At 60.2% G+C, this 11,939-nt stretch carries 15 protein-coding genes; 11 read left to right on the plus strand and 4 right to left on the minus strand.

Going from position 1 to position 11,939, the window contains the following annotated elements; translation table 11 throughout:
• Nucleotides 1–7 precede the first annotated feature (7 nt).
• Complete coding sequence (locus D6851_RS08545) at nt 8–247, plus strand: MoaD/ThiS family protein (RefSeq protein ID WP_120324491.1); 240 nt, start codon at nt 8–10, stop codon at nt 245–247.
• A 4-nt stretch (nt 248–251) separates the two neighbouring features.
• Nucleotides 252–713 (plus strand): molybdenum cofactor biosynthesis protein MoaE, encoded by a 462-nt coding sequence (locus tag D6851_RS08550; RefSeq protein WP_120324492.1) that lies wholly within the window; start codon nt 252–254, stop codon nt 711–713.
• Nucleotides 714–953: 240 nt separating this feature from the next.
• Here D6851_RS08550 and D6851_RS08555 read toward each other — a convergent pair whose 3' ends face one another.
• Entirely contained in the window at nt 954–1,484 is a 531-nt protein-coding gene (locus tag D6851_RS08555) for a hypothetical protein (protein WP_120324493.1), read from the minus strand.
• 253 nt (nt 1,485–1,737) lie between these two features.
• Between D6851_RS08555 and rplU the strand changes: the two genes are divergently transcribed.
• The 4 genes from rplU to D6851_RS08575 all read left to right on the plus strand — a co-directional run bounded on the left by rplU (nt 1,738) and on the right by D6851_RS08575 (nt 3,910).
• The gene (gene rplU, locus D6851_RS08560) at nt 1,738–2,043 is read left to right on the plus strand and encodes a 50S ribosomal protein L21 (RefSeq protein ID WP_120324753.1); all 306 of its coding nucleotides are present in this window, start codon (nt 1,738–1,740) and stop codon (nt 2,041–2,043) included.
• 26 nt (nt 2,044–2,069) lie between these two features.
• The gene (rpmA, locus tag D6851_RS08565) at nt 2,070–2,339 is read left to right on the plus strand and encodes a 50S ribosomal protein L27 (RefSeq protein ID WP_120324494.1); all 270 of its coding nucleotides are present in this window, start codon (nt 2,070–2,072) and stop codon (nt 2,337–2,339) included.
• Nucleotides 2,340–2,541: 202 nt separating this feature from the next.
• A complete protein-coding gene (locus D6851_RS08570) occupies nt 2,542–3,111 on the plus strand; it encodes a GNAT family N-acetyltransferase (protein ID WP_120324495.1) in 570 nt (189 codons plus the stop codon).
• Between the two features lie 178 nt (nt 3,112–3,289).
• The gene (locus D6851_RS08575) at nt 3,290–3,910 is read left to right on the plus strand and encodes a TetR/AcrR family transcriptional regulator (RefSeq protein ID WP_120324496.1); all 621 of its coding nucleotides are present in this window, start codon (nt 3,290–3,292) and stop codon (nt 3,908–3,910) included.
• A gap of 36 nt (nt 3,911–3,946) precedes the next feature.
• Here D6851_RS08575 and ygfZ read toward each other — a convergent pair whose 3' ends face one another.
• Nucleotides 3,947–4,681, minus strand: coding sequence for a CAF17-like 4Fe-4S cluster assembly/insertion protein YgfZ (gene ygfZ / locus D6851_RS08580; protein ID WP_120324497.1), 735 nt, complete (start codon nt 4,679–4,681; stop codon nt 3,947–3,949).
• Nucleotides 4,682–4,856: 175 nt separating this feature from the next.
• On the opposite strand from ygfZ, the gene D6851_RS08585 reads away from it, so the two are divergent.
• Nucleotides 4,857–6,179, plus strand: coding sequence for a dihydroorotase (locus D6851_RS08585; protein ID WP_120324498.1), 1,323 nt, complete (start codon nt 4,857–4,859; stop codon nt 6,177–6,179).
• Here the strand turns inward: D6851_RS08585 and rarD are convergent.
• Nucleotides 6,156–7,070: an EamA family transporter RarD gene (gene rarD / locus D6851_RS08590; protein WP_120324499.1), complete on the minus strand. Its 915-nt coding sequence runs from the start codon at nt 7,068–7,070 to the stop codon at nt 6,156–6,158. The two genes, D6851_RS08585 and rarD, sit on opposite strands and share 24 nt — an antisense overlap.
• A gap of 163 nt (nt 7,071–7,233) precedes the next feature.
• Between rarD and D6851_RS08595 the strand changes: the two genes are divergently transcribed.
• Together D6851_RS08595 and D6851_RS08600 are read left to right on the plus strand one after the other, a co-directional pair.
• Nucleotides 7,234–7,680, plus strand: coding sequence for a glycine zipper 2TM domain-containing protein (locus tag D6851_RS08595; RefSeq protein ID WP_238474003.1), 447 nt, complete (start codon nt 7,234–7,236; stop codon nt 7,678–7,680).
• A 316-nt stretch (nt 7,681–7,996) separates the two neighbouring features.
• Entirely contained in the window at nt 7,997–8,737 is a 741-nt protein-coding gene (locus tag D6851_RS08600; RefSeq protein WP_120324500.1) for a hypothetical protein, read from the plus strand.
• A 26-nt stretch (nt 8,738–8,763) separates the two neighbouring features.
• Here D6851_RS08600 and ubiA read toward each other — a convergent pair whose 3' ends face one another.
• Complete coding sequence (gene ubiA, locus D6851_RS08605) at nt 8,764–9,696, minus strand: 4-hydroxybenzoate octaprenyltransferase (protein WP_120324501.1); 933 nt, start codon at nt 9,694–9,696, stop codon at nt 8,764–8,766.
• Nucleotides 9,697–9,735: 39 nt separating this feature from the next.
• On the opposite strand from ubiA, the gene D6851_RS08610 reads away from it, so the two are divergent.
• Together D6851_RS08610 and D6851_RS08615 are read left to right on the plus strand one after the other, a co-directional pair.
• A complete protein-coding gene (locus D6851_RS08610; RefSeq protein ID WP_120324502.1) occupies nt 9,736–10,500 on the plus strand; it encodes a 16S rRNA (uracil(1498)-N(3))-methyltransferase in 765 nt (254 codons plus the stop codon).
• A 59-nt stretch (nt 10,501–10,559) separates the two neighbouring features.
• Entirely contained in the window at nt 10,560–11,930 is a 1,371-nt protein-coding gene (locus D6851_RS08615) for a glutamate--cysteine ligase (protein ID WP_120324503.1), read from the plus strand.
• The last annotated feature ends 9 nt before the right edge of the window (nt 11,931–11,939 follow it).

Genomic DNA, 11,939 nt, shown 5'->3' on the forward strand with positions numbered 1-11,939 from the left:
GATAAGTATGAGCGTCAGGGTCTTATTCCTCGGCAAATTGTCCGATCTGGCCGGGGCTGAGCGTGACATGGATGCGCCGCTCGACTGGGCCGGGTTACTCGAAAACCTGCCCGCCGGAGCGAAGGCGCTGGTGGAAGGCGAAAAAGTGCGGCTTGCGCTCAATGGCACATTGCTGGCGGACAAGACGGCCTTGCAGGCGGAGGACGGAAGCGAAATCGCGCTTTTGCCGCCGGTCAGCGGAGGCTGAGGCGATGAAGGATGTGCGGCTGTTCGATACAGGCTTTTCGGCCGGAGAAGGGCTGGCGCGATTCGCGCAGGCCGTTCCCGATGCCGGCGGTATCGTCAGCTTTGTTGGAAAAGTGCGCGCCGAACAGGATGTCAAAGCACTCGAATTATCTCATTACGAACCACTGACTCTGCCCGGCATGGAGGCGCTGGCCGATCGGGCGCTCGAACGCTGGGCGCTGGACGGGCTGATGATCTGGCATCGCGTCGGCATTATGCAGCCCGGTGCACCCATTGTGCTGGTCTCGGCAGGTGCCCGCCATCGGCGCGATGCGTTCGAAGCGGTCGATTTCGCGATGGATCATCTGAAAAGCGATGCCTGGTTCTGGAAGCGCGAAAGGCGCAGCGATGGCTGGCACTGGATCGAACCGCGCGGGCAGGATCATAACGATCTTTCCCGGTGGGACATTCTGACAGAGCAAGATTGACCCGTGTCAAAGCGCGATACGCCGATTCGGTTCAATAAGATGGTGACTGGATGAGGCGGACCCCGGAGGCCAGTCACTGCTGGCCTCTCTCCGTACCTTGCACGTCCCGCAAACTGGGGCTCCGTGTCATCCGGCCGACCCTTTGCGTTATGTGTTGACGCTCAGGCATTCTCCCAATCTTCTTAAGGGGCCGGTTCGCCGGCCCCCTTTTTTTGGCAGCCGGTCGGGTGAACCGGTCAGTCAGCGAATCAGTGCGCCGATCTCGCCGATCACCGTGTCTTCCTGTTCCACCAGCGCCATCACTTCGCTGCGTGCGCTGGCGGCCGGTTCCAGCTCGCGGGCATTGATGGCGGCATCCACATAGATGCGGTCGAGATCGGCCAGCGCGAACATGGTCTGGCTGCGACTCGATTCGAGTTCCGACAGCGCAACCTGCGCCACCGCCCAGTTTTCGCCGCCCGTTTTGGCATTGCGCGCGGCATTGGCGGCACGGCGCGCTCTTTCGCTGGTGGCGGTGAACTGTTTGTGCGCATCGAGTGCCTGATTGCGCAAACTGGCAATTTCATCGAGAAGATCGGGCTGCGTCTTCGGCGGTATATAGGGTTCGGGTGCCACAGGCTCCATCGAACCGCTGACCCGTTCTTCCTCGCGAATAGCGAGGCTAGGATAGCCGCCGCTTGTGGAACAGGCGGACAGGGCCAGCAGGCCGAGACCGGCGATCCACAGGGGAAGAGGCGGAGCTGCATTGCGTTTTCTCATCTCCTCGGCCATAGCCCGCTCTCCGGTTGCTTTCCAGCACATGCTTTGCCCGGCATAAGCATCGTGTCTGTGGTGGGCTTTCTTTTTCCGGGATCGAAGCGCAGCAGCGTTGACATCACGGGGGCTTTGGCTTAACGGCAACCATTCTTCCGGCGCTCTTATGGGCGCACGGCGCGTCGCCCTATTGTCCGGCATTGCCTTTTCGTCAGGCAGAACCGGATAGCGCAGGCGGGGCGGCACAGCTTTAGATTGGATGGATGATACCATGTTCGCAGTAGTGCGCACGGGCGGCAAGCAATACCGGGTCGCCGAAGGAGACAAGATCGCTGTCGAGAAGCTGGCTGGCGAAGCCGGTGAAAAGGTCACGCTGGGCGACGTCCTGCTGGCCGGTGACGGTGGCGAACTGAAGGACGCCGGCAAGGTGACCGTTTCTGCCGAAATCATCGCTCAGGCGAAGTCCGAAAAGGTCGTCGTCTTCAAGAAGCGTCGTCGGCACAATTATCGCCGCAAGCAGGGCCATCGTCAGCAGATGACACTGCTTCGCATCCTGTCGGTCGGCGATTCGAAGTAAGCCGAGAGATTCTGGAGTAATTCGCAATGGCACATAAAAAAGCAGGCGGTTCATCCCGCAACGGCCGCGACTCGATCGGCCGTCGCCTCGGCGTCAAGAAGTTCGGCGGTCAGGAAGTGATCGGCGGCAACATTATTATCCGTCAGCGCGGTACCAAAGTGTATCCGGGCGTGAATGTCGGCATGGGTAAGGATCACACCCTTTTTGCCCTGACCGAAGGTCGCGTGCGCTTTCATGACGGTAAACTCGGTCGCAAATATGTGTCCGTGGACGCCATGGCGGAAGCTGCCGAATAATCGGATGATTCACAGTCTGGGTCATCCACCGGGATGGCCCCGCCGGAGCTGAAAATCCGGCCAAAGAGGGAGATGGGGCCACCCCGTCTCCCCTTTTTCATGTCTCCCTCCAAAGCGCTGCGGCAATCCCGCCACGGGCGCAATAACCCTGTCACGAAGCCCGTTTAGAGGCGCGGTTGAGAGGGGTGAAGGAGGCGAAGCGATGTTTGTTCGCACGGACAGATTGTTCCTGAGGCCCGTTTTCGAGGAAGACTGGCAGGCCCTTTACAAGGGTCTGCATGATCGCGACCTGGTGCGGATGCTGGCCAACGCGCCCTGGCCCTATGAGCCGGCGCATGCCCGCGAATTCGTGCGCCGGGCGCAGAATCCGTTCCTGCCCGGTTTTGCCATTACCATACCGGGAGAGAAGGGCGCACCGCTGATCGGCCAGATCGGGCTCAATTGCCATGAGGACGGGCCGGAGATCGGCTACTGGATCCGGCGTGATCGCTGGGGCCAAGGTTATGCCACCGAGGCCGGTAAGGGATTTCTCGAAGTCGTGCGGATGCTGGGCCATAAGCAGATTCATGGCGGGCATTATCTCGACAATCCCGCGTCGGGTCGTGTTCTGACGCGGCTCGGTTTCCGTCGCACCGGTGAAGTGCGCCGGCTTGTCAGCAAAGGCCGTGGCGGCGAGGCGGTCCTTACCTGCCGTTATGTCTGTAAGCTGGCCGGGGGCAGCGCGAAAGCGGATATCTCCGATGTGCCGGACCCGGAAATGCAAGCCGCCTGAAAGGAAATGCGTGGTGTAAAGAAAGCTCCGGTTCGCTGCGAACCGGAGCTTTTGTGCAATTTCCGGACAAAATAAGGTGCTCTGCGTATAATCAATGGGTTGTGATACCGTCTTTTGCCTGCCAAAAATGACTCTACAAAACTGTCGATAAAGGCAGATACAAACAAGGGTCGCCACCATGTTAAGCAGAAAACGCCTCTCCTCCAAAGAAAGCCGTATGGTCGCGCTGGAAGCCGCTCGTGCTTTGCTGATTGAAAGCGGACCGCAAAGCGTGACGCTGAAAGCCGTCGCTGCCCGGATCGACCGGACTCATGCAAATCTGCTGCATCATTTCGGTTCGGCTGCGGGCTTACAGAGCGCTTTGTCCGAGCATCTCGCCAAAACGGTCTGTGCTACCATTGCCGATGCAATGCGTGCCCGTCGGGCGGGCCTGTCTTCGGCGCGCGAAGTGGTGGATCTCACTTTCGACGCGTTCGACCGGGAAGGCGGCGGCCAGCTCGCCAGCTGGATGCTGGTTTCGGGGAATGAGGATGCGCTCAATCCGATCGTCGAATCGATCCATTCTCTCATGGACGAATTCGCCCCGACCACGGCAGACGATCCGGAAAAAGCAGCGCATGATCTCAGGGAAGTTACACTGGGACTGGTTCTGATGGCATTGGGGGATGCGTTGCTAGGCAGCCAGCTTTCTGCGTCGCTCGATCTTGATCGCAGTACGGCGCGTGAGCGGGCCGAGCATATGCTGCAACAGGCTGTGCCCGATGCCCGTGTCCGGGAACTGGCCAGCCAGGCGGGCTGACAGCCCGACCGCTTTTCCAGCCGCGCTCGTTTTCCGCTATTCTTCGGTTTCGAGTGATAGCCAGGTTGGTAGTAGCGCCGGATCGATATTGGCTACACGCAGATGATCCACGGCAAAGCCGTAATCGGGATAAGCGGCCTTGCACCGTTTTTCCTCGGACTTTGCGAGAGGCACCACGATCAGGCGGCGATTGATTTTCTGACGCCAGTTCATCCGGGCAGTGTTTTCCTGCCCGATATAGCACCCCTTGTTGAAACTGACGCCGTGAAGCTCCCCGGCATTGGTTTCGAGCCACAGAATATCGCCCAGTTCTGCCCGCCCTTCGGGCACGCCGAGCGACAGGCGATGTTTCAGCCACAGATCGTCAGCCGATTCGTCATCCTCTGATGCCTTGGCGATCCAGCGTTCGCCCAGATCGGCCAGCCGCGGATCGGGCACGCCTCCGTCACCCAGCTCGGCTTTCCAGTAAACGCCCAGAGAATCGTCGCGTTCGATCGTGATCTTGCGCCGCAGACGATAGAGCGAAAGGCGCTTTACGAGTTCATCCGCCAGATCAGCTTCGCAATCGATCAGCACGCCGCCTTGTCCGGCGGGCCAGACGATAAAATCGAACATGGTCTTGCCCTGCGCGCTTAGCAATCCGGCATAGACAGGCAGGCCATGCAGCACGTCATTGGTGACGAGGCCTTGCAGAAAGGTAACTGCATCCTCTGTATCGTCCGGAGCGTGAACGCGAATAAGGGCGCGGGTGAAAAGGCGTGTTTGAGACATGCCGCCAAATTGGCCCTTACCGCGCGGGAATCAACTCTTTCCTTGCGAGCCGGTCGCATTTCCCGATCCTGTTTGCGGCAAGCCCCTGCCATCTCCGGCGCAGCAGGTGACGAAGCCGTGCGGCTGTGGCATGGGCTTAGCCTATTCACATAAGCGGAATCGAGAGAGCCCTTCCATGACGCAATCCCCTGAACTCGTTCTTGCCGGCGGCACGGTCCATACACCATCGGGTGTTGTGCAGGCCGATGTGGCCATGCGCGATGGTAAGATTATCGGTGTCGGCTCTTATCCCGATGCGGCCAGACGCGTCGATTGTACCGGGCTGGATATTCTGCCGGGTGTGATCGACAGCCAGGTTCATTTCCGCGAACCGGGGCTCGAACATAAGGAAGATCTGGAAAGCGGCAGCCGCGCCGCCGTGATGGGCGGAATTACCGCCGTGTTCGAAATGCCCAACACCAATCCCAATACGGACAGCGTTATGCGCGTGCATGACAAGCTCGACCGGGCCTATCACCGGATGTGGTGCGATCATGCTTTTTATGTCGGAGCAACGGCGGATAATGCCGAAGAACTGGGCGATCTCGAACGCATCCCCGGCACGGCAGGCGTCAAGATTTTCATGGGCGCTTCCACTGGCAGCCTGCTGGTGGCCGAAGATAAGGAACTGGCGCGGGTGCTTGCCAATGGCCGCCGCCGTGTGGCGATCCATGCCGAAGACGAAGAGCGGATGAATGCCCGCAAGGGTGAGCGAGTGGAAGGCGATCCGTCCAGCCATCCGGTCTGGCGCGACGATGAAAGCGCCATGCTGGCCACGCAGCGCATTTTGAAACTGGCGCGCGAAGCAAAGCGGCCGATTCACATTCTGCATGTGACCACGCCTGCCGAACTGGAAGTGATTTCGCAGCATCGCGATGTCGCCAGTTGCGAAGTGACGCCGCAGCATCTGACGCTCCCTGCCGAGGATGCCTATCCGCGCCTCGGCTCTTATGCGCAGATGAACCCGCCCATCCGGTCCGAAGCGCATCGTGCGGGTCTGTGGGAATGGCTGCGCGCCGGGGTGCCCGATGTGATCGGTTCCGACCACGCGCCGCATACGGCGGAGGAAAAAGCCAAACCCTATCCGCAAAGTCCCAGTGGTATGCCCGGTGTGCAGACTCTGTTGCCTCTGATGCTCGATCATGTGCTGAAAGGGCATATGACCATGGAGCGGCTGATCGATATGACCAGCGCTGGCGTGCAGCGTATTTTCGGTCTGGTGGGCAAGGGGCGTATTGCTGCCGGTTACGATGCCGATTTCACCATTATCGACCGCAAGGGCCGGTTTACGATCACCGAGGAGTGGCTGCAAAGCCGGGCCGGCTGGTCGCCCTTTACCGGTATGGAGCTGGATGGCCGGGTGATCGGCACTATCATTCGCGGTCAGCAGGTTATGTGGGAAAGCGAGCTGCCGCAAAGCGCCACAGGCGAACCGCTACGCTTTGCCGGCTGCCTTTGACGGTTTCGGGCGGCGGCGCAGCATTTCCCGCAGAAACAAGGCCGCCGCCGTCCAGATAAGGACAAAACTGACAAGCTGATTGGCTGCCAGCTTCTCTCCGAAAATGATGAGCCCGAGCAGGAAAATGATGCTCGGGGAAAGAAACTGAAGAAAGCCCATCAGCGAATAAGGCAGCCGCCGCGCCGCTATGGCAAAGAACAGCAGCGGCAGCGCGGTCATCGGTGCGCTCAGCATGATGGCGGCACTTGTCCCCCATTCTTTGCCGAAACTGATTCCGGGCCCGGTCATACTATACCAGATGAGAACCCCTGCTGCGATCGGCAGCAAGAGCAGCGTTTCGAGGGCGAGCCCGACCATGGCGCCCGCCGCCACGGTTTTCCGCATCAATCCGTAAAAGGCGAAGGTCGATGCCAGTGCCAGGCTGACCCACAGATTACTGAGCGCGCCGCCGATCAGCGCCGCTACGCCCAGTCCGGCCAGTCCCGCAGCGATCCATTGCCGCTTCGTCAGATGTTCGCCGAGCACGAAATGGGCCAGCACCATCATGACCAGCGGAAGAATATAATAGCCGATACTGGCCGCATAGACGTGATCGGTCTGAATCGCCCAGACATAACTCGCCCAGTTAATCCCGATGGCAAGCGAAGTGGCCACCAGCGTCAGCACGGTTTTGCGATTACGCAGTATGGCACGGAATTCGGGCATCATGCCGCGGGCCCAGACGATCGCAAAACAAAAGGGTAGCGACATCACGACTCGCCAGGCGACGAATTCCACCGGCGGGACGCTTCGCACCAGCATCAGATAGAGCGGCATCGTGCCCCAGAAAGCATGAGCGAGCAGGGCACTCGAAAGAGCTGTGCGATCCAATGGGGCAGATTCTGCGTTCATAATCCGCAGGTATGCCATGCGCATGGCGGTCACAAGCTTCGTTTCGTCGCAACGCGGGCCTCGGCCTGTCGCTGATTTTACGGGAAATCGCAAAGTTGTCCTGTGTTCAGGAAACCAACGCTAAGTCTTAACCGTCTTAGAGGGGTGCGATAGGAGATTAGATATGACAAAGACACTCAAGGCCGCGATCTTTGCTCTGGCAGCCGGCGGTATGACCGCTACGGCGATGCCCGCAGCGGCAATCGAAATGGCCCCTGTCGGAGCCGCTCATGCCGCTCCGACGGAAATTAGCTGGAACCACGGGCGTGATCGTGGCCGGCATGAAGGCTGGTATCGCGGTCGCGGTAATCGTGATCGGTATTATTCCCATAGCCGCTATCGCGGTGATCGTGTGACCCGTAATACGCGCGTCTGGCGCGACCGTGACGGACGCTGGCGCTGCAAGAAGGATAACGGCACGACCGGCCTTCTGATCGGTGCTGCTGTCGGCGGTCTGGCCGGGAATGAGATTGCCGGTCGTGGCGACAAGACGCTGGGGGCGATCCTCGGCGCAGTGGGCGGCGGTCTGCTGGGCCGTGAAATCGACCGTTCCGATGCGCGTTGCCGCTAATTGTTGAAAATCAGTGCTTTGGTGTCCGGGATTTCTGCTCTAGAGCCCCGGACATCGCGCGACCCTCGGGTCGCAACTCCATAGAGAGGGTCGTGCCAAGGCGCTCATGCGGTTCCGTGCCGTATGGGCGCCTTGAACAGCACCTGTTCCCGGCGTTTTCTGTGTTGCAAAATGGAGCGGCCTTCGCCCGAAAAGCCACTCTTCCCGAAATGGCCCTTCCCGAAGTGGTACAGGGGGCATTTGCTTTCCCGCCCTTTCGAAAATCGCGATAGATGGCATAGGTCACGAGATTGTTCTGCGTGAGGAAAGGCCAAGCATGATCCGTCGCGTCCCCTATGCTGCTTTGTTGGTGGCTCTATCACCCGCCATCCTGCTGACCGCCTGTAGCGGGGGGAAGGACAGTGCAGCGGAAAAGCCTGCAGGTGACGAAGACCCGGGACTGAGCGGCGCGCTGGGCGATCAGATCACGGTCGATCCCGATCTTGTTGGCCAGAATGAAGCGGCCAATGCTGCGACGACGCGCCCGGCGAGCAATGCTTTACCGCCCGAAGCGCGCGGGGCGCAGGCTATCGCTCTGGCGCGAACCGATGCACAACAAATGGTCGGCGGGGCCAGTCGGATGAAAGTGGTTCCGCAGGCCGAAACGGTTGCAGGGCAATTGCCGGCAAGCGCCACGCTCACCGCGGCGGCACGGGCGGCAGCATCGCCTGCCGGGCAGGGCGATTGTGCGAAGAAAGCGCGCTATACGATGCAATGGGCTGCAAAACTGCCTGAAACCTTCCCTGTCTATCCGCGCGGGTCGGTGCAGGAAGCGGCGGGAACCGATGAAGGGCGCTGTTCGCTGCGGGTGGTCAATTTCCAGACCGCCGTGCCGCTCACCGATGTGCTGAATTTCTACTACACGCGCGCTGCCAATGCGGGTTTTTCGGCGCAGCATGTGCGCGACGGGCGCGAGGATGTGCTGGGTGGCGTCAAAGGCGCATCTTCTTATGTGGTTTATGCCCGCAAGCTGGAAGGCGGGACGACCGAAGTGGATCTGATTACCAGCGGCGGCTGACTTGCTGATCTTTCCACATCGCGCTCTCAGGCATTGCCAACGACGAAACAGGCCGCTGCGAGCAGTAAGCCAGCCATTCGGTTGGAGCGGAAGCGGGCGAGCGGATTATGCCCGTCGGAAGGATCGAGTGTCGCTGCCTGCCACAGCAGATGCAAGGCCACGGGCAGCAGCGTGAGCAGGGCCAGCCAGTCAGGGCGCAGCAGCCAGAAGCTCAGGGCCCAGCAACCCAGCGCCGCACCATAAAGCACGAAAATACCCGGCTTCACCGCATTACCCAGCCGCCGGGCGCTCGATTTGATCCCCACCAGCGCATCGTCTTCGCGATCCTGCAGGGCGTAGATCGTGTCATAGCCGATGCACCAGAAGAAAGCGCCGGCATAAAGCGCGACCATGGTAGGCAAATGATCCGAACGCATGGCGACCCAGCCGGTTGGTGCCCCCCATGTGAAGACCAGGCCGAGCCAGGCCTGCGGCCACCAGGTGATCCGCTTCATAAAAGGATAGGCTGCAACCAGCACCAGGCTGCCCAGCGCGACGATCTGCGCGACCGGGCGCAATTGCAGCAGCACGATCAGCCCCACGCCGCATAGGATCAGCAGCCAGAGCCAGGCCGCTTTCTTGCTGACCCGGCCGCTTGCCACCGGACGCTCTGCCGTGCGCGCGACCTTACGGTCGAGATCGGCATCGACGATGTCATTATAAACGCAGCCGGCTGAGCGCATCGCGACCGAACCGAGAAACATCCACGCAATCAGCCCCGGCTGCCAGCCCGTACCGGCGAGCCACACACCCCAGGCACAGGGCCAGAACAGCAGCCACCAGCCGATCGGGCGGTCGAACCGGCCGAGCATGGCATAATCGCGTAAAGGCTGAGGCAGTCTTGCGACGAGCCCGCGATGTTCGCTGTCGGGGACAATATTATCTGCGGTACTGGCCGGGCTGGCATCATGCGTTGTCATGGCTTGCTTCCTAGCCCGGTCGCGCTCTAGGGGAAAGCCATGGTTGCTACTCCCGCATGGCCCCCGCGCAGCGCGCCGCGTCTCTTTGTGAAGGGGCCGCTGGCAGTGAATGGCGACGTCCGGCTCGACGGGCAGTCCGCGCATTACCTCCTTCGCGTAATGCGGGTGAAGGAAGGCGATGCAGTGATTTTATGCGATGACGCAACCGGCGAATGGGCGGCGGAAGTCACCGCTGCCGGTAAACGGGACTGCACGCTTCGCCCGGTGGACCATCTGCGTGACCGTGAACAGGTGCCCGATTTCACCCTGTGCGCCGCGCTGCTCAAGAAAGACCGGTTCGATCTGGTGCTCGAAAAAGCAACCGAGCTGGGTGTGCGGCATATTCAGCCAGTCATCACCCGGCGTTGCGTGGCCGATAAGCTGAATATGGACCGCGCCCGCCATGCGATAACCGAAGCGGCCGAACAATGCGCCCGCACGGCGCTGCCGACATTGGCCGAGCCGGTGAAACTCGATGCGTTGCTGCGCGGATGGTCGGACAATCGTATGCTGTTTTTTGCCGATGAAATGGGCGGTGAGCCGGTTGATAAAGTCTTTTCAACGCAATCCGGAGCGGCGGCGCTGCTGGTCGGCCCGGAAGGGGGATTCGACGATGCGGAACGCGAAGCCATTCGTTCTCTTGCCAGTGCAAAGCCCATAAGTCTGGGGCCACGTATCCTGCGGGGCGAAACCGCGACTATTGCGGCCATTGCGCTGTGGATGGGGCTGGCGGGTGACTGGCGGCAGGAATATACGCAGACATAGTCAACAAAATTGGCAAATTTGCGCTGGCGTGACGAGCAAATCCTATCTAACGGCCTTTTATGAGCACGCGTAAGGATTCCGTCGAAAACGATCCCGTCATTGAAAGCCGCGATCAGCTTGTGGCGCCGATGCAGGCGGGGGAGAAGCCGCGTTCCGACTGGCGGATCGGAACCGAACATGAGAAGCTCGTTTATAAGAAAAGCGACAAACATGCGCCTTCTTATGAAGAGGAAGGCGGAATTCGCGATTTGCTTTTGCAATTGCAGCAATTCGGCTGGGAGCCGGTCGAGGAAGGCGGCAAAGTTATCGCGATGAGCGGGCCGGACGGGACAGTCAGTCTCGAACCGGCGGGTCAGCTCGAATTATCGGGCGCGCCGCTGGAAAATCTCCATCAGACCTGCGCCGAAACCGGGCGTCATCTCGATCAGGTAAAGCAGATCGGCGAAGCCTGCGGTGTCGGTTTTCTGGGACTCGGCATGTGGCCGGATAAGGCGCGTGACGAACTGCCGACCATGCCCAAAGGGCGCTATGGCATTATGAAGCGCCATATGCCCAAAGTGGGTTCGCTGGGGCTCGATATGATGCTGCGGACCTGTACGATTCAGGTCAATCTCGATTATGCGAGCGAAGCCGACATGGTGAAAAAATTCCGTGTCGGGCTGGCGCTCCAGCCGCTTGCTACGGCGCTATTCGCCAATTCGCCTTTCACCGAAGGCCAGCCTAATGGCTATCTCTCTTATCGAAGCCATATCTGGTCGGACACCGATCCGGCGCGCACGGGTATGCTGCCTTTCGTGTTCGATGAGGATTTCGGCTATGAACGCTATGTCGATTACATGCTCGACGTGCCGATGTATTTCGTTTTCCGCGATGGCCGGTATATCGATGCGGCGGGTCAGAGCTTCCGCGATTTCCTGAAAGGGGAACTGCCTGCTCTGCCCGGTGAAAAGCCGCGTGAAAGCGACTGGTGGGATCATCTCTCGACCGCGTTTCCCGAAGTACGCCTGAAGAGCTTTCTCGAAATGCGCGGTGCCGATGGCGGCCCCTGGAGCCGGATCTGTGCGCTGCCCGCTTTCTGGGTCGGCTTGCTCTATGAGCAATCCTCGCTCGATGCGGCATGGGATCTGGTGAAAGACTGGGACATGGAAGAGCGTGAGGCGCTGCGTAACGCCGTGCCCGAACTCGCGCTCGATGCGCCTTTGCCCGGCGGGGGCACATTGCACGATATTGCCGGGCAAGTGCTCGATATCGCGCATAAGGGGCTGTCCGCGCGCAATTGCCTCAATGCCAGCGGCGATAATGAGACCGGTTTCCTCGAAACGCTGGGCGAGATCGTCGAAAGCGGCAAGGTTCCGGCGCAGCGCCTGCTCGACAAATATCATGGCGAATGGACCGGCGATGTCAGCCGGATCTATAAATACAGCTTCTGATCCCTGGGC

It is taken from the genome of Altericroceibacterium spongiae (genome assembly GCF_003610805.1).
Lineage (GTDB): Bacteria > Pseudomonadota > Alphaproteobacteria > Sphingomonadales > Sphingomonadaceae > Altericroceibacterium > Altericroceibacterium spongiae.